General features: G+C 32.9%; 21 protein-coding genes. 9 read left to right on the forward strand and 12 right to left on the reverse strand.

The annotated features are described in order from the left end of the window. Window positions 1-72: 72 nt before the first annotated feature. From EIG86_RS04445 to EIG86_RS04495, 11 genes are all read right to left on the reverse strand, one after another. Window positions 73-1110 carry an RluA family pseudouridine synthase gene (locus EIG86_RS04445; protein WP_127844956.1) on the reverse strand — a complete coding sequence of 346 codons (1038 nt, stop codon included), beginning with the start codon at window positions 1108-1110 and terminating at the stop codon, window positions 73-75. A gap of 4 nt (window positions 1111-1114) precedes the next feature. Then, complete coding sequence (locus EIG86_RS04450; protein ID WP_127844957.1) at window positions 1115-1744, reverse strand: PASTA domain-containing protein; 630 nt, start codon at window positions 1742-1744, stop codon at window positions 1115-1117. 86 nt (window positions 1745-1830) lie between these two features. Further along, window positions 1831-2301, reverse strand: coding sequence for a DUF4348 domain-containing protein (locus EIG86_RS04455; RefSeq protein ID WP_127844958.1), 471 nt, complete (start codon window positions 2299-2301; stop codon window positions 1831-1833). A 91-nt stretch (window positions 2302-2392) separates the two neighbouring features. Further along, window positions 2393-3511 carry an N-acetyl-alpha-D-glucosaminyl L-malate synthase BshA gene (gene bshA / locus EIG86_RS04460; protein ID WP_127844959.1) on the reverse strand — a complete coding sequence of 373 codons (1119 nt, stop codon included), beginning with the start codon at window positions 3509-3511 and terminating at the stop codon, window positions 2393-2395. Window positions 3512-3577: 66 nt separating this feature from the next. Further along, window positions 3578-6487, reverse strand: a complete 2910-nt coding sequence (locus EIG86_RS04465) for a glycoside hydrolase family 3 N-terminal domain-containing protein (protein WP_127844960.1) — start codon at window positions 6485-6487, stop codon at window positions 3578-3580. Window positions 6488-6496: 9 nt separating this feature from the next. Further along, window positions 6497-6979: an ABC transporter ATPase gene (locus EIG86_RS04470; RefSeq protein ID WP_127844961.1), complete on the reverse strand. Its 483-nt coding sequence runs from the start codon at window positions 6977-6979 to the stop codon at window positions 6497-6499. A 3-nt stretch (window positions 6980-6982) separates the two neighbouring features. Further along, window positions 6983-7774 carry a (Fe-S)-binding protein gene (locus tag EIG86_RS04475; protein ID WP_127844962.1) on the reverse strand — a complete coding sequence of 264 codons (792 nt, stop codon included), beginning with the start codon at window positions 7772-7774 and terminating at the stop codon, window positions 6983-6985. A gap of 5 nt (window positions 7775-7779) precedes the next feature. Beyond that, window positions 7780-8199 (reverse strand): LNS2 domain-containing protein, encoded by a 420-nt coding sequence (locus EIG86_RS04480; RefSeq protein ID WP_127844963.1) that lies wholly within the window; start codon window positions 8197-8199, stop codon window positions 7780-7782. 5 nt (window positions 8200-8204) lie between these two features. After that, window positions 8205-9539 carry a (Fe-S)-binding protein gene (locus tag EIG86_RS04485; RefSeq protein ID WP_127844974.1) on the reverse strand — a complete coding sequence of 445 codons (1335 nt, stop codon included), beginning with the start codon at window positions 9537-9539 and terminating at the stop codon, window positions 8205-8207. 11 nt (window positions 9540-9550) lie between these two features. After that, window positions 9551-10483: an MlaD family protein gene (locus EIG86_RS04490; RefSeq protein WP_127844964.1), complete on the reverse strand. Its 933-nt coding sequence runs from the start codon at window positions 10481-10483 to the stop codon at window positions 9551-9553. A gap of 42 nt (window positions 10484-10525) precedes the next feature. Beyond that, window positions 10526-11686 (reverse strand): N-acetylmuramoyl-L-alanine amidase family protein, encoded by a 1161-nt coding sequence (locus EIG86_RS04495; RefSeq protein ID WP_240032179.1) that lies wholly within the window; start codon window positions 11684-11686, stop codon window positions 10526-10528. A gap of 66 nt (window positions 11687-11752) precedes the next feature. On the opposite strand from EIG86_RS04495, the gene EIG86_RS04500 reads away from it, so the two are divergent. The 3 genes from EIG86_RS04500 to EIG86_RS04510 are packed head-to-tail and all read left to right on the forward strand — an operon-like array spanning window position 11753 to window position 16567. Continuing rightward, window positions 11753-14446, forward strand: a complete 2694-nt coding sequence (locus tag EIG86_RS04500; protein WP_127844965.1) for a putative LPS assembly protein LptD — start codon at window positions 11753-11755, stop codon at window positions 14444-14446. Window positions 14447-14451: 5 nt separating this feature from the next. Beyond that, on the forward strand, window positions 14452-14838 hold the full coding sequence (locus EIG86_RS04505; RefSeq protein WP_127844966.1) for a Rid family detoxifying hydrolase: 387 nt from the start codon (window positions 14452-14454) through the stop codon (window positions 14836-14838). Between the two features lie 4 nt (window positions 14839-14842). Then, entirely contained in the window at window positions 14843-16567 is a 1725-nt protein-coding gene (locus EIG86_RS04510) for a sodium:solute symporter family protein (RefSeq protein ID WP_127844967.1), read from the forward strand. A gap of 126 nt (window positions 16568-16693) precedes the next feature. Here EIG86_RS04510 and EIG86_RS04515 read toward each other — a convergent pair whose 3' ends face one another. Next, window positions 16694-21085 (reverse strand): translocation/assembly module TamB domain-containing protein, encoded by a 4392-nt coding sequence (locus tag EIG86_RS04515; RefSeq protein WP_240032180.1) that lies wholly within the window; start codon window positions 21083-21085, stop codon window positions 16694-16696. A 178-nt stretch (window positions 21086-21263) separates the two neighbouring features. Between EIG86_RS04515 and tsaD the strand changes: the two genes are divergently transcribed. Genes tsaD through EIG86_RS04545 form a run of 6 tightly spaced genes read left to right on the forward strand, consistent with a single transcriptional unit; the run spans window position 21264 to window position 25967 of the window. Beyond that, entirely contained in the window at window positions 21264-22289 is a 1026-nt protein-coding gene (tsaD, locus tag EIG86_RS04520; protein WP_127844969.1) for a tRNA (adenosine(37)-N6)-threonylcarbamoyltransferase complex transferase subunit TsaD, read from the forward strand. 12 nt (window positions 22290-22301) lie between these two features. After that, window positions 22302-22934, forward strand: coding sequence for a peptidylprolyl isomerase (locus EIG86_RS04525; RefSeq protein WP_127844970.1), 633 nt, complete (start codon window positions 22302-22304; stop codon window positions 22932-22934). Further along, window positions 22934-23632, forward strand: a complete 699-nt coding sequence (locus tag EIG86_RS04530) for a 16S rRNA (uracil(1498)-N(3))-methyltransferase (protein ID WP_127844971.1) — start codon at window positions 22934-22936, stop codon at window positions 23630-23632. The genes EIG86_RS04525 and EIG86_RS04530 overlap by 1 nt, the downstream gene beginning before the upstream one ends. Beyond that, window positions 23629-24273 carry a DUF4159 domain-containing protein gene (locus EIG86_RS04535; RefSeq protein WP_127844972.1) on the forward strand — a complete coding sequence of 215 codons (645 nt, stop codon included), beginning with the start codon at window positions 23629-23631 and terminating at the stop codon, window positions 24271-24273. The genes EIG86_RS04530 and EIG86_RS04535 overlap by 4 nt, the downstream gene beginning before the upstream one ends. A 1-nt stretch (window position 24274) precedes the next feature. Next, window positions 24275-24769 carry a TrmH family RNA methyltransferase gene (locus EIG86_RS04540; protein WP_127844973.1) on the forward strand — a complete coding sequence of 165 codons (495 nt, stop codon included), beginning with the start codon at window positions 24275-24277 and terminating at the stop codon, window positions 24767-24769. After that, window positions 24753-25967 (forward strand): class I SAM-dependent methyltransferase, encoded by a 1215-nt coding sequence (locus EIG86_RS04545; RefSeq protein ID WP_240032181.1) that lies wholly within the window; start codon window positions 24753-24755, stop codon window positions 25965-25967. Before EIG86_RS04540 ends, EIG86_RS04545 begins: the two co-directional genes overlap by 17 nt. Window positions 25968-26019: the final 52 nt, after the last annotated feature.

Raw genomic sequence — 26019 nt, forward strand, 5'->3', positions numbered from 1 at the left:
AAAATAATGAATTTATTGGTTTCAGAAATCAATTCAATTAATCATTCACAATACAACCATCAAATAATTTGATTATATTTTATGAACGCTATTTTTTGAATAATTTTGCCACTTTTCAATACAAGTCTGCATATCTTCTGGTATTTCAGAATTGAATTCCATCCACTCTTTAGTCACTGGATGCTCAAACGCTAAAGTTTTGGCATGCAGAGCTTGTCGAGGCAAAACTTTAAAACAATTATCTACAAATTGCTTATACTTTGAAAATGTCGTGCCTTTCAGAATTTTATGACCACCGTAACGTTCATCGTTGAAAAGCGTGTGACCAATATGCTTCATGTGAACTCTGATTTGATGCGTTCTGCCAGTTTCCAGTTGACAGGAAATCAATGTCACGTAACCCAAACTTTCTAGCACTTTAAAATGGGTTATGGCAGGTTTGCCATATTCAGCATCATCGCCTTCATAAACCATATTTTGAAGTCTATTTTTAGGATTTCTACCAATATTTCCCTCAATAGTTCCTTCTTCTTCGGAAACATTGCCCCAAACTAAGGCGATGTATTCACGTTTACTGGTTTTATGAAAAAATTGTTTAGACAGATATGTCATTGCAGATTCTGTTTTGGCAATCACTAAAAGTCCACTTGTGTCTTTATCTATTCTATGAACCAAACCTGGACGCTCGCTAGAGTTGTTTGGCAGATTATCAAAATGATAAATCAATGCGTTGATTAAAGTTCCAGAATAGTTGCCATGTCCTGGATGGACTACCATTCCAGCGGGTTTGTTCACAACGAGTAAACTATCGTCTTCATATACGATATCAAGCGGAATATCTTCGGGAGTGAGTAAGTTTTCGTAGGGCGGGTATTCCAAAAGCACTTTGACTTCATCGCCTGCTTTTACTTTGTAATTTTGCTTGACAGGATCTCCGTTAACGTAAATATTTCCGTCTTTGGCTGCCTTTTGAATTTTATTTCTTGTCGCATTTTCAATGAAATTCATCAAAAATTTGTCTACTCGCAAAGGTTCTTGTCCTTTTGTAGCCTTAAAACTGTGGTGTTCAAAAAGGTCGTCGTTGCCTTCGTCGATATCTTGGTGTTGCATTAAATTAGTCTGTGTTTGATTGATTTGTTGACTGAATCGTGTCAGTAACTTGAGTAGTATCTTCTAAATCTTGGTCAAACCTTAAACTTCCATCGCCAACAACCAAATCTATGACACTGGTCTTAGGTAGAAAATCACCAGATTCTAGCTTTTCTCCCTCATGCCTCAATTCTAAAATTGCTCCTTTTGCCATGTCAGGTTTCTTTATGATTTCACCAATTTTGAAGCCCAAAGATTTCAAAGTAGGTTCAACTTGTCTTCTGGTTTTCCGAATTAAATTTTCTGGAATTTCAACATCTATAAAACCAGATGGATTTAAAGTGAGGTATATTTTACGATTTTCTTTAACTTCTCGTCCTGCTGCAGGAAATTGTTCCAATACAGAATAAGGTGGGTAATCGGGGTTATAATTGGCAGAATCTAAAATCTCTCGCCTCAGATTCATTGTTTCCAACTTTTTATCTACAATATCTAATGTCAGCTTGGAAAGATCTGGAACATCGATTGTTTCGTTGTGATTTGTTTTAACATCCAAGTAATGCATTGTACCAAACCCGAGCAATACCAATACAATAGTTGCTAGTATAAGTTGAAGTAAAAAAACTTTACTAAATATGAATTTAAAAATTTTCATAGCTTAATTTAATTTGCAAATATAGGATAAGCAGATTCGTGATAAAAATAAATTAACGGGATATCGCATTTACTTTTTATTAGAATTTACATATTTATGTCGTCGTAATAGACCAAATACCACTTCCCATCTTTCAATTTGAAGCGTCGCTCAATTTTGAATCCAGCATCTTCAATCCAATATTTCTCAACGACCATATCATTTGTTTTTTTCAAACTATGCTCAAATTCTTCAGATTTTGGATTTTCAGATACTTCAGCTTGAATAAATTCCCAGTTTTCTTTACTCCATTTATGATTTTTCACACCATCAACAAAAACACCTTCAAGAGGAAAGTTTATCCTCGACATTTGAAAACTAGGATTATTGTGGAATTTTTTATTGAAAGTTTCAAAACTTTCCTTGCCAGAATTAGAAATTTTACTGGAACTTTTGGTTTCAGTTCTAGGTTTTTTGTCGCTATTTTCAGCTGTTTTTTTCTTGCTTTTACAAGAAATTGAAAAACATAACAACACTAAAAGTGAAAGTTTTAAAAAGGATTTGGTTGCAGAAGACATAATTCAAATTAGGTTAGTTTTTCAAATAGATTTTTGAAATTAAATCAGTCTAAATGTACTGATTTTTTGAATACTAACTTAAAATAAAATTTCAAATCATTTTCTGGTAAAGTGCCTCATATTCTGTAACAATCTTCTTGACATCAAACTTTTCTGAAGTCTTTCTAGCACCAACTTTAAATTTTGCTAGCAAATTTTCATCAGATAATATCTTGATCCCATTTGCTGCCATTCCATCGATATCTCCAACTTTATTCAAATAACCTGAAACTCCGTGAATATTGACTTCAGAAAGACCACCAACATCTGAAGAAATAACAGGAACACTATGTGCCATAGCCTCTAAAGCTGCCAAACCAAAACTTTCCTTTTCTGATGGTAATAAAAACAAGTCTGAATAACATAAGATTTTCTCGACTTCGTTGCTCTTGCCTAGAAAAATAATTTTATCTCTTATACCCAATTTATGGGCTAGATCTGAAGCTGCTTCACGTTCTGGACCATCTCCAATAATAATAAGTTTGGATTTTACGTGTTTTTGAATTTTATCGAATATTTTAATCACATCGTCAATTCGTTTGACTTTTCGCAAATTACTGACATGAATTACAATTTTTTCATCTTCATTTGCCACAAGTTCGCGTTGGCAATCTGAATGGTCGTCATTTAGATTTTCAAAATCTATAAAATTTGGAACAACGTGAATATCTTTGTTAATATCGAAAATATCTAAAGTATCTTTTTTCAAACTTTCGGAAACCGAAGTCACCACATCGCTTTTGTTGATGCTGAAATTTACTGCTGGTTTATAAAAAGAATGACTACCAACGAGAGTAATATCTGTACCGTGCAGAGTTGTCATCATTGGTAGGCTTATGCCTTCTTCAGCCAACATTTGTTGCGCCATAAAACCAGCATAAGCATGAGGAATTGCGTAATGCACGTGCAAAATATCAATATTATATTTTTTGACCGTGTTTACTAATTTACTAGATAAAGCCAGTTCATAAGGTTGATAATGAAATAATGGATATTCAGGAACCAAGACTTCATGGTATTTTATTTTATGGCTCAAATGCTCTAATCTGACGGGCTGTTTATAAGTTACAAAATGAATTTCGTGTCCCTTTTTTGACAAGGCAATACCTAATTCTGTTGCTACTACTCCACTACCGCCAAAAGTTGGGTAGCACACGATTGCTATTTTCATTCGGTTTTTTGTTTGTTCAAAATTAGCGCATTTAGAAAAAAATTGTCTTAAACAAATGTCAATTGTCTATTCTTTTTCGAGCGCTTGGTAAATGATTCCTTGAATTTTGGTACGAATGTCTTCCTCAATTAATTTTTTGTTACTCGCATCTGGGTGAATTCTATTAGATAAAAAGACGTAAACAATTTCTTTTTCTGGATCTGCCCAAGCATAAGTTCCTGTAAATCCTGAATGGCCAAAACTCGTCATCGATAAACAACCACAAGTTGGGCCGATTTCGTCTAGCTGTGGTTTATCAAAACCAACCCCACGTCTTACTTCATTATCACAATAATAGCAGGTATTAAATTTATCAATCGTTGTTTGAGAGAAATAACGTTTATCTCCATAATAACCACCATTCAAATACATCTGCATAAATTTAGCAACATCAGTGGCATTTCCAAACAAACCAGCATGACCGCCTACACCACCTAACATGGCTGCACCTTGATCATGTACTGTACCTTTTATTAAAGTTTTTCTCCAGATTTCATCATTTTCAGTTGGAATAATGCGGTTTTCATCAAAATGTTTTAAAGGATAAAATCTTAAATTATTCGCTCCCATTGACTTATAAAAATATTCATAAGCGACTTGATCTAAAGTTGAATCTGTTTCTCTTTCGATGTATTCTTTCAAAAAGTAATAAGGCAGATCAGAGTATTTATACTCCAATTCATCCCTCAAATCACTATCAATAATAGTATTTTGAATAGAATCTCTAAAATCACTACGCAGATACATTTCTTCAGTAATTTTTATATTGAAATCCTTTGAAGGCTGGGTTTTGTAATATTTTTCTAAATCTTCCAAGGTATTTAGATAAAAAGGAATCCAAGGTTCTAGTCTTGCATAATGGGTTAGCATATCTTTTACCGTAATATTAGCTTTATTGGTGTTGGCTAATTCTGGTAAAATGTCAACCAATTGTGTGTCCAAACTAATTTTATTTTCTTCTTCTAGAGTCATCAAAATTGGCAAAGTTGCAAGAATTTTGGTCACTGAAGCTAAATCGTAAACGTCATTTTCTTCTACCGGATTATTTTTACTATAGGTATGAAAACCGAAATTTTTATTGAAGATCGCTTTACCTTTTCTAGCAATAAGAATTTGCATTCCTGGCGTCATTTTCTCTTCAATAGCAAGATTTGCGATAGAATCTATCTTTGAGAGTTCATCGGGGTCGAATCCTAAATTCTCTGGATAATCGTAACCCAAACGTCCGTTATCACTGTAACTGTATCCTGTACCTACTGGAAAAGCTGAAGTGATACTTACAGGTAATTTTCCATTAACAGGCAAAGCACCAAAAATCTGCTGAGCAACTACACCTTGGGTGATTTTGCTATTCTGATAAGCTTGAATAATACCGTCAATATTGATGAAACTTTTCAAATCTAGGAGACTGTAAGGTCTTGTGAAATTCACTAAAATCGTTTTGTTGTTTTTAGAAATTTCATCTATCCAGTGAATTTCTTGTTCGCTAAATTTATAGCTTGCCCATGGGCTTTCGTCGGATTTATGATAACCTATAATAACACGGTCAAAATTTTTCAATTCGGATTTTATGTCATCCAAATTGCTAGATTGAATGCGTTCAACTTTAGTAAAACGGTTCAACATTTTGAAAAACTCTTCGCCAGAATCATCTCCAAGTTTTAAATAAGCTGTTTTTTGATATGCTAAATCCGAAATCGGTAAAATGCCAATATCGTTTTTAATTAAAGTAACGGCATTTTTAATAGCTTTTTGGCAAAGGGCGTGATTTTCAGTTTTATTTAAATCTTCAATTAAATTTTCAGTTTCTACAGGCTTAAAATTATTTAAGCCAACTTTATATTTCGCATAGAGAATTTTTTTGACAGAACTTGCCAATCGTTGTTCACTAATTTCACCATCTTTCAATGCTTGCTTAATTTTTTGAATTGCCTTGGGAATGTCTTCAGATATCAGTAAAATATCACTGCCAGCTTTCAAAGCTTGAACATCAACTTCACCTGCTTCATCAAAATTGCTGACTCCTTTCATATTAAGAGCATCGGTAATCACCAAGCCGTCAAAATTTAGTTCGGACTTCAATAAGTCTGAAACGATTGTTTTAGACAAAGAAGAAGGAAAATTCATTTTTGGGTCTAAACTCGGAACATTCAAATGTGCAACCATAACGCTGCTAACACCAGCATCAATCAATTTTTTGAAAGGCGAAAGTTCAACACTTCTAATTCTTTCTTCTGTAAAATCGATTGTTGGTAGCGTTTTATGAGAATCCTGACTTGTATCTCCATGTCCTGGGAAATGCTTGGCGTTTGACAAAATTCCCGCCTCATGCATACCATTCATAAAAGCCAGAGCATTTCTGCTAACAATTTCTTTAGTTTCCCCAAAAGAGCGATTTCCGATAATTGGGTTTTCAGGATTGGTATTGATGTCGACAACTGGCGCAAAATTAATGTGAACACCAAGTCTTTTGTTATGTTTGCCGATTTGAAAACCCACTTCTTTCACAATACTTGTGTCTTGAATAGCACCTAAAGTCATGTTCCACGGAAAGGTGAAAGTAGAATCCAAACGCATAGCCAATCCCCATTCTGCATCCATTCCTATAAGTAAAGGGATTTTTGCATTTTTCTGAATTTCATTGGTAATTTTAGCCTGTCGCTGTGGTCCACCTTTTGAAAAAATGACACCTCCAAGTTTGTATTTCTTTATGGTTTTTTTAAGCTGATTTATTTCAGATTCAGACTTATTTGAAAACACATCAATCATAAATAACTGACCTATTTTTTCATCTAATGTCATCTCCTTAAAAACAGAGTCAACCCACTGACTTTGCGCATTTAGATCTTCAGCAAATAATGGGTTTTGAGCGTAAAAAGTTTGTGATGAAAAAATAGTCACCAAAATGATGACTATTGTATTAATTCTCTTTTTCATATTAAAATTTTATAGAAACCTGTTATGCCAACTTTCAGTCATCGGCACTTCCCAGAAATCTTTATATTCAGCTTTTGTATTCACAAGATTGTTGAATACAATTGTCTTTGGCGAAACTGCTTTAGTTTTTACCATTTTTTTGAAATCCAATAATGTCTTATAGGCAACAAATTCACCACTTTTGAAACTGACGTTCATTTTGTCTAGCAAATCAACATCATATTCTTTTTCTAATTGTTGAATAAAATGAACTGAAGCATCTATAGAGCAACCGCTGGCATTTGCCTGAGATTCGTCTAAACCTATTACAATAAATCGGTTGTATTTTATTTCAAAACCAGCTTTCAGCATTTTGCCATGAACTGTCCATTCCTGTAAAAAAGAATTTAGTTTTTGACTGATTTCAGCAATTTCATCTTCATTAAATCCTCTATTAGCTTGGTAAATCCAAACTCTTGAATCGTCTGGTAAATCTTTAAAATCTACAACCATAATTTATAAATCTTCTGCATTTGCAATCATTTCAACGACATCCAAAACTTCGATATCATCCTGTTTTTCTTTATTCTTAACGCCGTCTGTCATCATGGTATTGCAAAACGGGCAACCCGCAGCTACAATATCAGGTTTTGTTTCTATAGCCTGTTCTGTTCTGTGAATATTAACTTCTTTGTCTCCTTTTTCTGCATCTTTGAACATTTGAGCACCACCTGCACCACAGCAAAGCCCTTTTGCTTTGCAAGATTTCATTTCTATCAGTTCAACTTCGAGTTTTCTAAGTAAATCTCGTGGCGCTTCATATTCATTGTTAGCACGACCTAAATAACAAGGGTCGTGAAAAGTAATACGCTTGCCTTTAAACTTTCCACCTTCAACTTTCAAACGCCCCTCATTTAGTAATTGCTTTAGAAATTGTGTGTGGTGAATGACCTCATAATTTCCACCTAAAGCAGGGTATTCATTTTTAATTGTATTGAAGCAATGTGGACATGCAGTGACAATTTTTTTCACTTCATAAGAATTCATTACCTCGATGTTTGTCATCGCTTGCATTTGAAATAAAAACTCATTTCCAGCACGTTTTGCAGGATCTCCTGTACAACCTTCTTCGGTTCCCAAAACAGCGAAATCGACATTGGTTTTGTTAAGAATTTTTACAAAAGCCTTAGTTATTTTTTTTGCTCTGTCATCAAAACTTCCAGCGCATCCAACCCAGAATAAAACTTCGGGTTGCTTGCCTTCTGCTAGATATGATGCCATCGTTGGCACTTTAAGTGTTTCACTCATATTTTTTAATCTTTAAAAACTTGAATTGTCACATTTTTCTCAACTAATTCAGTAAATTTTCCTTTATATCTTGTTGCTTTCACAAGGTGATTATCTATCCAATGATAGTTTCCTCCTCTTGGTTTCCCCATCAATAAATTATGGTACTTAAAACCGTGTTTGTTCAACCAGTTTTCAGTAATCTCTCGATGGTTTTCTGTTCTTGAGGTGAAAAAACATATCTGATGACCATCTTCGTACCATGAATTCAAAGTTTCCAGAGCATCTAAAAATGGCTCACATGTTGCCATTCTTTCCGGCTCTTCGTTTGGAACATCTTCTGTAATTGTACCATCAATATCTATCAGATAATTTTTAATATCTGCTGGTAAAATAGGGCTTACATTTTCGCCTTCAATTTTTTTTTGTTGAAGTTGATCTTTCATAATATTTAGGATTCTTCTGTCGCCCAGTTCAGACGATCTTGTTGATTATATGGCCAAGGTGCAGCATTATTTTCGATATTGGACATGGCGTTGTTTAGTTCCGCTGGCGCAGCACTTTCTTCCATAACCAAATATTGTCGCATATCCATAATAATAGATAATGGATCTATTCCTACGGGACATGCTTCTACACAAGCATTACAAGTTGTACAAGCCCAAAGTTCTTCTCTGGAAATGTAATCATCTAAAAGTTGTTTATCGTCGTTTTCTTTTTTATTGTCAATATTCTTGCTGACTTCCTCCAAGCGATCTCTGGTATCCATCATTATTTTTCTTGGCGACAATTTTTTCCCAGTTTGATTGGCTGGACACTCTGCAGTGCAACGACCACATTCTGTACAAGTGTAAGCGCTAAGAAGTTGAAACCAATTAAGGTCTTTAACATCACTTGCCCCAAATTTTTCTGGAACATCTTCTTCTCCTCCTTCAGGTTCTGCAAATGGATCGGCATCTGGATCCATCATTAGTTTTACTTCATTAGTAACAGCTTCAAGATTTTTGAATTTTCCTTGTGGATTCAAATTTGAAAAATATACGTTGGGAAATGCCAATAAAATATGAAGGTGCTTGGAATAGTATAGGTAATTCAGAAAAATTAAAATTCCGATAATATGCAACCACCACGCTGCTCTTTCAATAATAATTAATGTTGAATTACTCATCTGGTCAAAAATGGGTAATAAATATTGACTGACTGGAAATGCGCCTGCAATTCCTGCTTCACTTGCATAATGTTCAGCACCATTGAGTTGTAATTGATAATCTGTGGCATTCATTGTTAGAAATAAAACCATCAAAACCACTTCAAAATACAAAATGTAGTTGGCATCACTTTTAGGCCAGCCTTTAAGTTCATTAGCTAAAAATCTTTTGATATTCAAAAAATTACGTCTTATCAAAAATATTATAACACTAACTAAAACTAATAAAGCTAAAATCTCGAAACTACCAATTAAGACATCATAAACCGGTCCTAGAAATGAAAAAATACGATGTGTTCCAAGTATACCATCGATAATAATCTCTAGAACTTCTATATTTATAATTATAAAACCAACATAAACAATGATATGAAGAAAACCTGCTATTGGTCGTTTGACCATTTTGGATTGACCTAGAGCAACACGCATCATTTTTTTGAAACGAAGGTTTTTTTGGTCGGTTCTGTCAATGTCTTTTCCTAGTTTTATATTTCTAGATAAAGTTTTTACATTTTTTATAAAAAACCAAACGGCAAAAGCCAAAGCTAGAATGAATAAAATTTGTGGTAAATATTGCATCATTTATGTGTTTATTCTGAATCTTTATATTTTACGCTATTTTTTCCAAATACTGAAAAATGCACATAACGCTTTGGATTTTCTTTAATATCCCGAAGCAACTCTTCCAGTTCTTTGGTTGCTTTTTCTAAATTAGTATAAAGTTTTTCATCGTTTAAGAGTTTACCCATACTGCCTTCTCCGTTGTCCAATTTCTCACTAATCTTCTTGAATCTAAGCACTGTTTCTTCAGCATTAGAAACAATTCTATTGAATTCTATTTGAGATAAAGTATCTGAAACTTTGACTAAATTATCTGATGTTTTTTTGAAATTTTGAAATGTTTTGTCAATATTTTCTGAGTTTGAACCAACTACTTTTTCAATTTCTTGCGAAGCTTTATTTAAAGATTGCAAAGTTTCATTCAATTCAGCAAAAGAAGTTTTGACAGAAGATTTTGTTTCGGAATCTAAAATAAAATTTACAGAAGAAACCAAAGTGTCGATACTTACAACAGCTCTTTCTATTTTATCTTTAAGAGGGCTCAATTTCTCATTGACTAATTCTATTAAGCCTTCATCGACTGAAGACTGCAAAGTGTCGCCAGGTTGTGCCATTTCTTTATTGCCGATATCTGGCACGATTGTCATGGTTTTTCCTCCAATTAACCCACCACCGTAAATCTTCGCTTCACTACTTTCAGAAAACTGAAAATCATGATCTATGCTTAAAGTTACAATTAATTTACCTGTATTATCAATAAAACTTATATCAGACACGTTTCCAACTTGATAACCGTTTATGGTAATCGGTGCAGAAGCACTTAGACCCTCAACATCGTCATAAATAGCATAAAACACACGTGAGGAATCAAATAAGTTACTACCTTTCAAATAGTTGTAACCAAAGATCAACATAGCTAGAGCTACAATAGCTAAAATTCCGGCTTTTAGTTCTTTTTTCAAATGAATAAATTTTAGTTCAAATGTAATAAACTTTGATGAAACTTATTCATCTGCTTTGGTTTTCAAGGCTTCTTTTATTGATATTTTTTTTGCTTCCTTATTAAAAGCGACTATAAATGCAGAAGTATAACCTTGAGCTTTAGCCTTGTCTTTCAGGTTTTGGGCTTCAATATAATTATTGGTTTCTCCAAAATAGTATTTGTATAAGTCGTTTTCTAAATTTCTACTCAGAGGAGATAATTTTTTGAAATTTTCTGGACTCGGATCTATTTTCTTAGAGCTCGCCGCCAATTGCACTTTAAAAATCACATCGTCAAAATCTTCAACTACAGCCTCGGTACTCACTTTGTATTCTTCCAATTCAGCTTCAATATTACTTACATTTATAGTGTTTTTATAATTATTAATTCCGTCAATAATAGCATCTGCTAGTTTATCCTGACCAGATTTAGAATTCAGATAAGCACCTTCTTTTTTGTTGGTCAAAAAACCTGTTTCTACCAAAACACTTGGCATATAAGTTTCTCTTAGTACAAGAAAACCAGCTTGTTTTACACCACGGTTTTTTCGTTTCAAAGTATTTGTAAATTCTTTTTGAACAAAATCTGCTAATAGAATACTTTGGTCTAAAAATTCTTCCTGTGTAAGACTAAAAATTATATAAGATTCTGGAGATTCTGGATCAAAACCATCGTATTTAACTTCATAATCTTCTTCAAACTTAATTACCGCATTTTCTTTCATCGCAACTTCTAGGTTATCTTTATTTCGGTGAAGACCTAAAACAAATGTTTCTGTACCATAAGGCGAACTGTTTGCTACACCATTGCAATGTACCGAAACGAACAAATCTGCTTTGGCTTTATTAGCAATGTCAGCACGTTTATGTAATGGAATAAAAACATCTTTTGTTCTGGTGTAAATGACTTCTATATCATCATATTTTTTCAATTCTTCACCGACTTGAAGAACAATACTTAAGGCAATATCTTTTTCCAAATAATCATTCCCTGTATTTCCAGAATCTTTACCACCGTGTCCAGCATCCAAAACAACCTTGAATTTTGAAGACGAAAGCTGAGAATAAGTCTGAATTGGACTGAAAAAAATAAAATTTAAAAACAATAAAAAACACAAACTGAAGTTTTTGGAAGACATATATATGATGTTATTAATGATAATTGAAACTTTTTTAGCTAGCATAAAAATAAAATGTAATTTTGGGGTTTCAAAAACTAAGCCGTTTTTACAAAAATAGTACTAAAAGCATTGCGCACAAATATACTTCATATACTTTTTTGGATTGGACTGTTTGCAAACTTCAGTCTAAACGCTCAAGAAAAAAAGACCGGCGACTCTGACCTTGGTTATTTGATTAAAAATCCTATCGATTCTATCACTCAAGCTACTAAAATTGCAATTGGTGACACCATTCAGCAAGATTCAGTAAAAGTAAAAAATGAAACTCTTACAGATATCGTAAAAGCTGAGGCTAAAGATTATCAAAGATTTTCTAGAAAAGAAGACAAAATGTATTTGTACAACGAAGCTCAGATTGTTTATGGCGATATGCAAATAAACGCTGGCCGGATTGTAATAGATAATGCTAAACAAGAAGTTTTTGCAGCAGGTATTGTTGATTCTACAGGAACTTACACCCAGATGCCTGTGTTTAAACAAGGACAACAAGAAATAAAACCTGACAGTTTGACTTTCAATTTTGATACACAAAAAGCTTTGGTTTACAATTCCAGAACTGAGCAGGGTGGTTTCAAAGTGAAAAGTGAAGTTTCGAAAAGACAAAATGACTCCACCTATTATTCTGCCAATGCAAAGTTCACAACCGCTGAAGATATTGATAATGCAGATTATTACTTTTTTGCTAGAAAAATAAAATTTGTCCCGGACAAAAAAATAGTCACAGGATTAGTTAATATGTATATCGCCGATGTTCCAACGCCTTTAGGTTTGCCATTCGGTTTTTTCCCTTTGACCGACAAACAGTCTTCAGGCTTCATTATTCCATCCTATGGTGAAAATCAAAACAGAGGTTTTTTCTTACAAAATGGCGGTTACTATTTAGCCTTAAGTGATTATGCAGATTTGGCGATTCAGGGTGATTATTATACCAACGGAAGTTATGGTTTGCGCGTGGAGTCGAATTATGCTTTGCGGTATAAATTCAATGGAAATTTTGCGCTCCGCTACGAAAAATTATTATTGGAAGAACGTGGTTTTCCTGATTTTAGTGAAACCACAGTTTTCAACTTTAGATGGACACACAATCAGGATCAGAAAGCAAATCCAAGTTCGCGATTTTCTGCTTCAGTAAACCTAGGCTCAAGCGATTATTACCAACAATCTGTAAACCAAAATAATACAGGTAATTTTTTGAATAACACAATGAATTCTTCTATTTCATATTCAAAGTCTTTTGAAGGTGAACCAAGTATGAATTTGAATGTAACAGCAACTCACAATCAAAATACAAACACGGAAGCAATCAATTTAACTTTGCCTACTATGCAATTTAGCATTGGTCGTATTTTTCCATTTGAACCCAAAACTGGAACCAAAAAAGGAGCCATTGAAAATATCAATTTACAATACAATGTAAGAGCAGAAAATAGAATTCAAACCACAGATTCTTTATTTTTTCAGCCAGAGATGTTCAAAGGCGCAGACGTCGGTGCCAGACATACTATTCCTTTGTCAACCAATTTTAAAATTTTTGATCATTTCAGTGTAAGTACAAGTACAAATTTTGAAGAAGTTTGGACTATGAAAACTTTTGAACAACGCTACGATGAACAACTCCGACAAGTGGATAGAGATACTGTGAGAGGGTTTGATTCATATAGAACTTATAATTTTTCTACTGGCATTGGAACAACAGTTTATGGAATGTTTAATTTTGATGATGATAAAAAAATAAAAGCGATTAGACACGTTATGCGCCCGTCTATTTCTTACAACATCAACCCAGGTTTCGATCAATATTACGACGAATATGTTAGAACTGGCATCGCTGGCGCACCAGACGAAGTTGTCGAATATTCTAGATTTCAAGGTACTTTGAATGGCGCTCCTAACAAAGATTTTTCAAGTAGTATGTCATTTAGTTTAACCAACGATTTTGAAGCTAAAGTCAAAAAGAAAGATTCAACTCTAACTGGTGATGATCGATTCAAAAAAATAAAACTTTTGAACAATTTTGGCGTCAGTGCAAATTACAATTTTGCCGCAGATTCTTTGAAATTAAGTCCTGTAAGCATTCGAGGAACACTTCCTATAGTTCAAGAAAAATTGAGTATCAACTTTTTAGGAACTTTGGATCCATACGCTTTAAACAGCAATAACCGTAGAATTGACAAGCTAAACATCAACAATGGTGGTAGTCTTTTTAGACTTACTAGAGGAAATATGAGTTTTAGCTATTCTTTTTCAAATAAAGATTTCGAAAAAAGCGAAGATGAAGACGAGGAAGAAGAGGAAGAAGATCTTGGAAGTGAAACCTTTAGAAATGGTGGTAGACGAGATGATCTTTTTGGAACAAGCGACCCGCTGAATCGACGAAATACTGACGATGATGAACCTGTCACAGACGACAACGAACGTTATAATTATAAAATACCGTGGAATCTGAACCTTTCCTACACGATGACCTATAGCAACAACGCCAGAGAAGATGAAATATCTTCGCATTCCTTAATGTTTTCTGGCGATGTAGAATTATCACCAAGTTGGAATGTCGGCGTTTCCTCTGGTTATGATATTAAAAATAAAGGCTTTACATTTACGCAATTGAGATTTATGCGTGATTTGAAAAGTTGGCAAATGAGTTTCAATTGGACGCCATTTGGAACTAGAAAATCATGGTTTTTCTTTATCGGTATAAAATCATCGATTTTGCAAGACATCAAATACGATAAAAACAGAGAACGCGACCGAACTTTAAGATAGTAATTATGAAAAAAATCATCAACTCTAAAAATGCTCCTTCTCCAATTGGGCCATACAATCAAGCCATTTTAAGCCAAGGTTTTTTGTACACTTCTGGACAAATTGCTATAAATCCTGAAATTGGACAAATAGAATTCGACAATATTGAATCTGAAACAAAACGCGTTATGGAAAACCTAAAAGCCATTCTTGAAGCTGCTAATTTGGGTTTTTCTAATGTAATCAAAGTGTCCATCTTTATTTCAAACATGGATAATTTTTCAAAAATAAATGAGGTTTATGCCACTTATTTTGATGAAAAAGAAGCGCCGGCTAGAGAAACTGTCCAGGTGGCAAAATTACCTAAAAATGCCAATGTAGAAATCAGTTTGATCGCTGTGGAAAACATCTAAATTTATGGTTCTTAGCACTTGGGATTGGCTTATTATTATTAGTTTTTTTGTCCTCAGTCTTGCCATTGGAATTATAGTTTCCAAAAAAAGCGGTCAAAGTGCCAAAAACTTTTTTTTATCGGGCAGAAATATGTCTTGGTGGCTGCTGGGAATTTCTATGGTTGCCACTACTTTTGCTGCAGACACTCCAGGATTAGTCGCAGGAATCGTCAGGAATGATGGTGTTTATGGCAACTGGATTTGGTGGAGTTTTCTACTTACAGGAATGTTAACTGTCTTTTTTTATGCAAAACTATGGCGAAAAAGTGAAATCTCCACTGATTTAGAATTTTATGAACTTCGCTACAGTGGAAAAAGTGCTGCATTTCTCCGTGGTTTTCGGGCTTTATATTTAGGCGTATTTTTCAATATTGTGATTATGGCTACAGTTTGTTTGGCTGCAATTAAAATAGGCCATGTCATGTTCAACTTTTCTGCAGTAGAATCTTTAGTGATTTCATGTTCTGTCACTGTTTTATATTCAATGCTTGGCGGTCTGAAAGGTGTTATTATTACAGATTTTGTTCAGTTTGCTATTGCAATTACAGGCAGTATTTGGGCAACGATTTATATTGTAAATATTCCTGAGATTGGCGGTTTAGAAAATTTGCTAGCTAGCGCAGAAATTCAAGGAAAAACCTCCATTTTCCCAGATTTTTCGAAACCTGAAATTTATATTCCTTTATTAATTATTCCTTTAGCCGTACAGTGGTGGAGCGTTTGGTATCCGGGTGCCGAACCTGGCGGTGGTGGGTATATTGTTCAAAGAATGTTGGCTGCAAAAAACACAAAACACGCCACTTTGGCTACACTTTTATTCACAGTGGTTCATTATGCGGTTCGACCTTGGCCTTGGATTGTTATTGGTTTAGCTTCATTAATAATTTTTCCAGACTTGGCTAGTTTAGCCGTAGCTTTTCCAGATTTGAGTGAAAATTTTATCAAAAATGACCTGGCTTACGCCGCTATGCTTTCCTACTTACCATCCGGTTTACTAGGTTTGGTTGTCACTTCACTAATTGCAGCGTTTATGAGTACCATTTCAACACATTTAAATTGGGGAAGTAGCTATGTTGTCAATGATTTTTTTGTGAGATTTCTAAAGCCAAATGCTACTGAATTTCAAAAAGTACTGACTGGAAGATTGTCTACATTATTGATGATGGTTTGTGCTGCTTTGTTGGCTTTGGTTTTGGATGAAGCCAGAGATGCTTTCAACTTGCTTTTGCAAATTGGTGCTGGCACAGGATTGTTATTTATTCTAAGATGGTTTTGGTACAAAATCAACCCATATAGTGAAATTGCTGCCATGCTATCTTCATTCATTATAGCAGTTCTTTTTTTTGTTGGTAAAAAACAAAACTGGTGGCAATTAGAATCGCATATTGAATTGGTTATTGGGGTTTTAATCACCACTATTATTTGGGTTACAGTGAGTTTTTGCACGAGACCAACTGATGAGAAAACACTCCGTAAATTTGAAAATAAAGTCTTCGACCAAGGCGATAAATTTCATAATTTCAAATACAAAATACTAGGATTTGTGTTTGGAATTTCTGGCGTCTATTCGGCTTTATTTGCGACTGGATATTTTATTTACAAAAATTTCATGTTATCTGTAATTGCAACATCAATTTCTGTGATTTCTATTGGAATAATTATAAAATTTCGAAAGAAAATTCTAAGTTGATTTTATACCAGTTTAAACTTCAAATTGGTACTATTGTTTTAAAATGAAGTTCAATTTAAAACATTCAGCTCAAATATTGAATTTGAAATAATTCAAGAATCTTTTTCGTGATGATTCCTTTCAAATTCAATTGAAACCTTTTTTCTCATTAGGAAAAATAATATAATCTGGTTGTTTGGATGGCTCTGCTCTTTGCTCCTCTTCTTCTCTGCCTTTCTCTTGCTTTTCGAATTCCTTGTTTAAAATTTTATTAATCAACTCTTTAAAAGTATCAAAATCTACGGTGTAAGTTAGACCAATACCTTGTGTATAACCTAATTCTTCACCTATAAACTGAATATCACTTTCTCGATTGAACACATTAGCACGTAAACTACCTGTTTCGTTTAGCAAGAAATTGACAACCACATCGCCAAAGATTACAGATTCTGTAACACCACCAACGGGAACACCGAATTTTCCGTTGATTAAAATGCGCTCACTAATTTGTGTTTTGATAGATAATCCAACACGATCCGCCATATTGTTTTGATTAAGTGTGCGATCGTTTTGTTGATAATTCAAACCAAGTTTGAATTTGTTGTCTTCATCTTTAATAATATCATCCACAATTCCTGAGGCGCGCTCAATCAGGTTTCCAGTAATCGCATTTTGCCCAATTCCAGCTTGACTATAAAAAGTACCTTGAGTGACCAAAGACAGGGCTTGCAATTCTGTATTTTCCCTACCCTGAACTCGATATTCCAACTCGCTTTTCACTACTGAAGAAAGATTGGGATAGTTCAAGTCGAAAGTAATATCTGGCTGAATAATTTGCCCGTTTAGGTTAATCATCACTTCAACAGGGATTTCACGATTTATACTTGGATTTTCCAACAATATTGAAGGATTAGCCTCGGTTACATATTTTGCCTGAACGTCAATATTTGCACGAACTGGATCACCATTCCAAGTCAAATTTGAACCTGGAACAACTTGAAATTTTTTCTGAACTAATCCTGAATATTTAAAATTGTATTCGCCTTCGTAAGCCACAAAGTCGCCATACATATTGAATTTTCCATTGGTATTGATTTCAATCAATAAAGTTCCAGCACCACGACCTTTCAGACTACTTCCGTTGATTTGATCAACCACAATTTCGACTTCAGCATCGCGCGTAATATCCAAATTGAAATTCAAACTTACCCCTTTTACATCTTTAATTCTTATTTGATTTCCTTCCTCTTGTCTCAGTTTGTCTTCTAGACTTAAAAAATATACAAATGAATTATCCCCAAGCGTTTCAGAATCGTCCAGAGGAATTTTGAAAACAGTATTTTCCTGTGTTCTTGCTTCTACATCGATAACCAGCTCATCAGTCGGTCCAGAAATCTGCGCATTTCCGTCTATAAAAGCCGTTCCATAATAGAGCGCACCATCTTCAAATTTTGTATCTAATGCTAGAAGATTGTCTGAAGAAATATTTAGATCTAAATTCCATTTTGAAAATGCTTGATTTGTAATGCTTCCCGATAAAATTCCTTTGGTTTCATATTTTGTATCAATGATTTCAATGTTATCAAAAACAAATTCTTTTCTGTTGAATTTTACTTTTGAATTTTCAGCAAAATCGTAATCGATATTTAGATAAGGTACGTTAAGACCAGCTTTGTCCAAATTGAGTTCTCCATCAAATTCTGGATCGTTGATTTGTCCAGAAACATCAACATTTCCTGAAACTAAACCACGAATATTAGAAACCACATCTTCGCCGAAACCACTAAATGGAAGAATGTTGAAATCCTTGAAAGCAACATTCATATCGAAAAACTGATTTTGGTTTTGGCTCCTGATTTCACCTTCAGCTTTAAACAATTCTTTGTTATCTTTTTTCAGCAAGGCTTTTAAAGAAAAATTACTCAAATCCTCATTTCCATCTGCTAATAAATTCAAATTTCCATAATCTTGATCATTCAGTTTTAAATCTTTAACTGTTGCGTCAAAATTAGGATTATAGAGGTTGTTTTCTTGGTAAATATTCAATACGCCATCCAAAACGCCATTGATATTCAAACTATCGATATTTGGGGTGATTTTAGCTAAATCTACTTCTTCAAATTTCAAGTTTACATCTTTGTAGGTGGAATCTCTAAGTTCACCATTCAATTTAATAAATTGATCATTATGTGATAAAAGTATAGAGTCAATTTCAAAATTTTGGAAGCCACGCTCAATTTTTACTTTATTCCGCTTGTTAGAATTTTTATTTATAAACCACAGGTTGTCTTTATAGACGATGCTTGAGCGTTTGAAACCAAATGTAGATTTGTCGTTTTCATTTGCAGTTTGATACAAACTCAAATTGAATTTATCTTGATTATTATCGCCACCCTTAAATTCTGTTCTCACGAAAAGTGTATCTTTCAAATTGACGTTAATCATATTGAAATCGGAAATATCGTAAGCTGAAGTATGAATTTTTTCGATTTCAGCATAACTGTTATACAATGAACTTTTTGTATCTATTTGAATGTTTACGTTTTCGAATTTATTATCATAAGCTCCAATAGAAGGAGATTTGAAATTTAACTTAAAATCATTTTCGCTAGCGACAATACTTCCACGCATAAAAGTATTTGGTGCAACTTCAATATCTGGGAAGAAAACTTCGACAATTTTATTATAAATATTGATATCGAAATCTACGTACTGATAGTTCGTTTTGTCGGTCTCTTCAGATCTGAAATATAGATTTTCAACCGCATTGAAGAATAATTTTGGGAGCTCAGAGATTTTGTAATCTCCAACTAAACTTCCGCTTATGATATCTGGACTATTGATACTGATGGTATGAATTTCTTCATCAAATTTTGAAGAAATCTGTAATTCTTCAAAATTGAATTTTTCCTTTTCGTTGTTGTATTCAAAATTATTGAAGACAATATCACCGCGCATTTGGTCGATTTCATTTCCAACTAAGTCAACTTTTACGTTGCCCTTGAAATCTGCTAAACTATCACGAGTAACAATATTCAAAGCTTTAAGATTGGAATATTCAATATCGGCTTCAAAATCATAAACATTTTGTTCGCTCGAGGCATCTACTAAACCTTTGAAATCGAACAGAAAGTTAGGATCGTTACTTTTCAAATCACCTTTGAAATAGGGAGCTTTCAGGTTGCCATTGATTTCTATATTCTTGTATTCATAATTATTGATTTCTATAGATTTTATTTGGCCTGCAACTTGCGTATTCAGTGATTCTTTAGTGAAACCTTTGCCATCAACTTTAAGATTGAAGGCGGTTTTGCCAAGAATATTTTCAGAAAAAAAAGATTTGATATTGAAATTATCAAAACGCAAATCGCCTTGATAAGTTACAGATTCAGGATCTTTGAAATTTTGGAAATTAATTTTCAATTTGGATTGACCTATTTCAGTTGAAGCCAACATATTTAGACTTAAATCATTCTCAGAAACTTTTGCTCTTCCCGTTAGTGTCATCATTCCAAATTTTGAAATAAATTCTGGTAAATTTGTACCTAAATCTCTAGGTAACAAGCTTACCAAATCTTCATAATTTGTAGTCACAGAAAAGCGATCACCATCCAAATTGAAATCAGATTCGCCAAACATATTGTTCAACGTCAATCCTCCTTCAATTTTGCTTTTAGAAATGCCATTAATATCAAGATTGGATAATGTCAAATTATTAAGCGTTCCGCTAAAATCGCTACTTAAAACAAAATCTTGACCAAAGCCAAAACCATCATAAAACCGTCGTAAATCTGAGCTGGAAATTTTAGCATTTTCAAAACTGGCTTTAATATTAACTTTGTCGGTAAAATCTTTCAAATCTTTGCGTTCATAACTCAAGTCAATTTTGCCATTTAGCTTTGAGTTAGGCGTTTCAATTTGAAGATTTTCAAAACTCATGGACGATCTTGTGTAGTTGAATTTTGACGTAAAGTCCTCTATAACCAAACCTTCCTGTAAAATTCCGGATAAGCGTTGAACTTGCAAATCGACTTCTGTTCCTATAATTTTAAAATCACTAATATTGAAATCCAATTCATCTATATCGAATGTACGCTGTTCTGTTTTGTTTTCATCTTCAATAATTACACGACTATTGATTGCTAAAACTCGGTCGATATACAATTCGAAAGGTTTTGAAACTTTGGTTGTATCTTCAAATTTATTAAGAAAAGCAGAGAAGCTATCATCCTCTTCGAATTTATATTGCTTCAATTTGAATTTTAAACCTTCAAATTCAGCGTTTGAAAAATTGTAAGTGTTGTCTGCAAATTCTGAAAGATTCACCAATGAAGTGGATAAAGAATTTGCATAAATAATTGTATCATTATAATCATCTTGAATGAAAACGTTCTCTAATTCAACTTGACCTTTAAAATTAACTTTAATGCCATCTACAGAAATTTTTGTGTTGTAAGTTTCATTCAAATTGGTGGTCAGTTTATTAGCAAAATAAGACTGAACCTGTGGAATTGAAAATACCAAAACAATGAGTAACAATAATAAAAATATTGCGACAAAAATCTTTTTTAGAATGTTTAAAAATTTTTTGATAACCTGTTTTTTTCTTGTTCAGCGAGACTTTTTCAAAGATAAATGAAATACTAATCCCAAATGCATTTTTTTAAGTAACAAATTTATTTAGATTTGTCTTAGTTTTAGAAATATCAACAAAATAATGTCAAATTCCAAAGACGTTTACGTTTTGGCCATAGAATCTTCCTGCGATGACACTTCGGCAGCTGTTCTTAAGAACGATAAAGTCTTGAGCAATATTATTGCGTCGCAGAAAGTTCATGAAAAATATGGCGGAGTTGTTCCAGAACTTGCTTCCAGAGCACATCAACAACATATTGTACCAGTAATACAACAAGCTATAGAAAGTGCAGGAATTTCTAAAAAGCAATTGTCTGCAATTGCCTTTACAAAAGGGCCAGGCTTGATGGGCGCTTTGTTAGTTGGAAGTTCTTTTGCTAAATCTTTGAGCTTAGCTTTGAAAATTCCATTGATAGAAGTGAATCATATGCAAGCGCATTTATTGGTACATTTTATTGATGAAGATCATTTATCGAAACCAAAATTTCCATTTTTAGGAATTACAATTAGCGGCGGTCATACGCAAATTGTAGAAGTGAAAGATTATTTTGAAATGAAAGTCATTGGTGAAACTTTGGACGATGCCATCGGCGAAGCTTTTGATAAGTGTGGCAAAATGTTTCAATTGCCTTATCCAGCCGGACCACATATCGACAAACTTGCAGATAAAGGAAATGAGAAAAAATTTGAATTTGCAAAACCAAATGTGAAAGGTTTAGATTTTAGTTTCAGCGGTTTAAAAACTTCAGTTTTATATTTTTTGCAAAAACAAACCCGAGACAATCCCAATTTTATAGAAGAAAATCTAAATGATTTGTGCGCTTCATTTCAAGCTAAAGTGGTTGATATTTTAATTTCAAAAATAGAAAAAGCAGTGAAGCAAACTGGCATCAAACAAATTGCTATCGGTGGTGGTGTTTCTGCTAATTCTGGAATAAGGTCAGCTTTGAAAGCAAAAGAAGTTTCAAAAAAATGGGAGACTTTTGTGCCAAAATTCGAATATTGTACGGATAATGCTGCAATGATTGGGATTGTTGGTTATTATAAATTTTTGAATAAGGATTTTACGGAGTTAACAGCAAAATCAAATGCTAGATATCGATTTTAAATTTTAAAAAACATGTTGAAAAAAATATTTTTTATATTCATTTTACTATTAAGTTTCAATTTAACAGCACAACGCGCATTGTTCAATCAAAATTTTGATGAATTTTCAGAATTCGATATTCCCGAGAATGAATTAAAACAATATAAATCTGAAGGGAAACTCACCATTTTCAATGTCGAAAAACACTCCACTAGTTTAGCAAAAAAACTGTTTGATTTGAAAGTTGGAAAAACTTATGAAATTAAAAAAGGCACTTTTACTAAAGTTTTGAAAGTTGTTGCCAGTAAAGAAATTGAGCACTATAGAATTAATTATATATTTCTGGATGGTAATAAATTCACGTACGATAAAATTGATAAACTAAGAGATAAACTAAAAAATATGGCAGGAGGAAGATATGATTTTAAAGGACTTGCCAAGCAATATTCTATGGACATGAACAGAAACAGAGGTGGAGATTCTGGTTGGTTTAAGGAAGGCAGAATTCATGAAGATTTTAGAAATGCAGCATTATCTAAAATGAGAAATGCTAATGAAATTTTTAAAATAGATTTAGAAAATGAAAAATGGTTTTATTTGGTCAAAAAAACTTATTCTCCACGTAAAATTAGGGAAATTGTTGTTTTAGAAACGGAAGTGAGATAATGCAATTATTCTACGAACCAGATTTTGAAAACAAACAGGAATTTGTTGAAATCAATTCAACAGAAAGTAGACATATTGCCAAAGTATTGAGAAAAAATAATGGTGATTTAATAAATATTACAAATGGTCGAGGCCTCTGTGCTAAAGGAATATTAGTTAGTAATCACCCTAAAAAATGTGTTATAAAGGTTGACGAACTGTTATCTCAAAATACGCCTGAACATTTACATATTGCGATTGCACCAACCAAAGCTAACGATCGATTTGAATGGTTTTTAGAGAAATCTACAGAAATTGGAATTACAGAAATTACACCTATTATTTGCCAAAACAGTGAACGTCGCAAAATCAAACCAGAACGCTATGAAAAAGTGCTTCAAGCAGCAATGAAACAATCTTTAAAATTTCATTTACCTGTTTTGAATCCACTTCAAAGTTATGAAGACTTTATCAAAATGAATACTGAAGAAAAAAAGTTAATCGCTCACTGCGAAGATTCAGAAAAATCAGAACTTTCTTCCAAAATTGAAAAAAATATCTTAGTTTTAATCGGTCCTGAAGGCGATTTTTCCAGTACAGAAATAGAGAAAGCTTTAAGTCACGGTTTTGAAGCAATCAATCTTTCAGATTCAAGACTTCGTACAGAAACTGCTGGAATTGTTGCCTGTCATACAATTAATTTAATGCGTTCTTTATGAAATTTATTTTTATAAATATTTTCCTCCTTGTTGGTATTCTAGCTCACGGTCAAAAAATTGGATTATTAAAATATGAAGGTGGTGGTGATTGGTACAGTAATCCTACTTCATTGTCAAATCTGATTGCTTTTGCGAACGAAAATATTTCAACAAAAATAGATGCTCAAGCTGAGGAAGTTGAGCCAGATAGTCCTGAAATTTTCAGATATCCTTACATTCATATGACTGGTCATGGTAATGTATATTTTTCTGAAGAAGCTGCAAAAAACCTAAGGAATTACATGCTTAGTGGTGGATTTCTTCATGCCGATGACAATTATGGAATGGAGCCATATTTCCGTGAAGCCATCAAAAAGGTTTTTCCAAATCGAGAATTGAAAGAATTATCAAGTAATCATCCTATTTTCAAAAATAAATTTGTTTTTGAAAATGGTTTACCAAAAATTCATGAGCACGATGGCAAGCCACCACAAGCTTTTGCTATTGAAGATGATAATGGCAGGATTATGCTTCTTTTTACTTATGAAAGTGATCTTGGAAACGGTTGGGAAGATGAATCTGTGCATAACGACCCAAAGGAAATTCGTTTGAAAGCCTTGAAGATGGGAAGTAATATTTTAAAATATGCATTTTTAAATTAAGATGAAACAATATCAATTAGAGCATCAAGATATTGAGAATCAAAAAAATTCTATAAAAGTTGAATTATTTCTTGAAAAACTAAATAGCCCAGCAAATTTAGGAGCTATTTTCAGAAACGCTGAAGCTTTTGGAGTAAAAAAAATTTGGCTAAATAAATCGAATATGGCAGATTTAAGGAGCTCTAGGTTTAAAAGAACATCTCGTTCAACAGAAAAAAATCTCCATATTGAATTTTATGACAATCCTATTGAAGTTTTAAAAGAAGTAACTCAAATTAAGATTGGGATTGAAATTACCTCAGAAAGCAAAAACATTTATCATATACAAGAAAATATACAAACTTGTACTTTGGTTTTAGGAAATGAAATTGGTGGAATTTCAAAAGAAGTTATATCAATTTTAGATTCCATTTATCATATACCTATGTTTGGATTAAACTCGAGCATCAATGTTGCCCAATCTTGTGGAATTGCACTATATGAACTCAATAGATGACTTTAAAGAGAAAATAAAACGATTATCTCGAAAAGAGGTACAAGATTTTATTATCGAGAATTTGAATGAAGATATTACAAGGTTAATATTGAAAGGAAGTCCTTTTGAAGATATTTCAATAAAAGATATAGCCATCCAAATTGAAAGTAAATTAAAAATAAAGAAAAAACTTCCAACTTGGTTTAATGCTGATTCGGTAATTTATCCACCGAAACTAAATTTAGAACAAACATCATCTGAAATAACAGCGAATCATAAGTCAAAAATTATTGACAAAAATTCTAAAGTTTTGGATATAACAGGAGGTTTTGGAGTCGATGATTTTTACTTTTCTAAGCGCGCAAAGCAAGTTACACATATAGAATTAAATGATGAACTATCTCTGATTTCAAAATATAATTTTGAAATACTTGGAGTAAGTAATATCTTTTCTGTCAACGGGAATGGTATTGATTATTTAAAAAATTCTACTAAAACTTACGATTGGATTTATATAGATCCTTCACGTAGAAATGAAGGAAAAAAAGTAATACAACTTGAAAATTCGTTACCTAACATTATTGAAAATTATAAAATATTTGAAGAGCATTGTAGGCAATTAATGATAAAAACATCACCTATGTATGACCTTAACATGGGATTTAAAGAACTTAAAGGTATTCGAGAAGTGCAAATAATTTGCATTAAAAATGAAGTAAAAGAAATCCTATGGCTTATTGATTGGAGAGAATTTAATTATAAGAATATAAAAATTTATAATTACAAAACTTCTAATCAATTTTCAAAATTTGAAGGAAATAAAAATGAAGAAATACAGCTTAATACTGAATTTTCTTTACCTCTGAAATATTTATATGAGCCTAATTCAGGAATTATGAAGAGTGGTTTGTTTAATACTTTATCAGTTAAATATAATTTAAAAAAAATAGACTTAAACTCAAATATATTTACCTCTAATGAAAAAATAGATGAATTTCCTGGTAAAATTTTTAAATTTATTCAGATCATTAAAACGAAAGATTTAAAGAAAAAATTTAAATCATCAGGTGTGAATTTAATTAGTAGGAATTATGGGATGGCTACTTTAGAAATCCAAAAGAAATATAAATTGAAAACTTCAGGAAAAATAGAGTATTTGATATTTACAAAAATAAATAAGACTCGAATTATTATTTATTGTCAAAGATTGTTTGATTAAAACAAAAAAGCCTCTATTTCTAGAGGCTTTTATTGCAAATAAGGAAGGCGGC

The organism is Psychroflexus aestuariivivens, from assembly GCF_004010055.1.
Taxonomy (GTDB): domain Bacteria; phylum Bacteroidota; class Bacteroidia; order Flavobacteriales; family Flavobacteriaceae; genus Psychroflexus; species Psychroflexus aestuariivivens.

Bases quoted from the DNA above. Each gene is read 5' to 3' on its own strand.
- EIG86_RS04465 (WP_127844960.1), bottom strand. From the start codon at position 6,487: ATGAAAAAGAGAATTAATACAATAGTCATCATTTTGGTGACTATTTTT.
- EIG86_RS04495 (WP_240032179.1), bottom strand. From the start codon at position 11,686: ATGCTAGCTAAAAAAGTTTCAATTATCATTAATAACATCATATATATG.
- EIG86_RS04540 (WP_127844973.1), top strand. From the start codon at position 24,275: ATGAAACAATATCAATTAGAGCATCAAGATATTGAGAATCAAAAAAAT.
- EIG86_RS04530 (WP_127844971.1), top strand. From the start codon at position 22,934: ATGCAATTATTCTACGAACCAGATTTTGAAAACAAACAGGAATTTGTT.
- EIG86_RS04545 (WP_240032181.1), top strand. From the start codon at position 24,753: ATGAACTCAATAGATGACTTTAAAGAGAAAATAAAACGATTATCTCGA.
- EIG86_RS04475 (WP_127844962.1), bottom strand. From the start codon at position 7,774: ATGAGTGAAACACTTAAAGTGCCAACGATGGCATCATATCTAGCAGAA.
- EIG86_RS04450 (WP_127844957.1), bottom strand. From the start codon at position 1,744: ATGAAAATTTTTAAATTCATATTTAGTAAAGTTTTTTTACTTCAACTT.
- EIG86_RS04455 (WP_127844958.1), bottom strand. From the start codon at position 2,301: ATGTCTTCTGCAACCAAATCCTTTTTAAAACTTTCACTTTTAGTGTTG.
- EIG86_RS04485 (WP_127844974.1), bottom strand. From the start codon at position 9,539: ATGCAATATTTACCACAAATTTTATTCATTCTAGCTTTGGCTTTTGCC.
- EIG86_RS04445 (WP_127844956.1), bottom strand. From the start codon at position 1,110: ATGCAACACCAAGATATCGACGAAGGCAACGACGACCTTTTTGAACAC.
- EIG86_RS04470 (WP_127844961.1), bottom strand. From the start codon at position 6,979: ATGGTTGTAGATTTTAAAGATTTACCAGACGATTCAAGAGTTTGGATT.
- EIG86_RS04510 (WP_127844967.1), top strand. From the start codon at position 14,843: ATGGTTCTTAGCACTTGGGATTGGCTTATTATTATTAGTTTTTTTGTC.
- EIG86_RS04480 (WP_127844963.1), bottom strand. From the start codon at position 8,199: ATGAAAGATCAACTTCAACAAAAAAAAATTGAAGGCGAAAATGTAAGC.
- EIG86_RS04525 (WP_127844970.1), top strand. From the start codon at position 22,302: ATGTTGAAAAAAATATTTTTTATATTCATTTTACTATTAAGTTTCAAT.
- EIG86_RS04535 (WP_127844972.1), top strand. From the start codon at position 23,629: ATGAAATTTATTTTTATAAATATTTTCCTCCTTGTTGGTATTCTAGCT.
- EIG86_RS04505 (WP_127844966.1), top strand. From the start codon at position 14,452: ATGAAAAAAATCATCAACTCTAAAAATGCTCCTTCTCCAATTGGGCCA.
- tsaD (WP_127844969.1), top strand. From the start codon at position 21,264: ATGTCAAATTCCAAAGACGTTTACGTTTTGGCCATAGAATCTTCCTGC.
- bshA (WP_127844959.1), bottom strand. From the start codon at position 3,511: ATGAAAATAGCAATCGTGTGCTACCCAACTTTTGGCGGTAGTGGAGTA.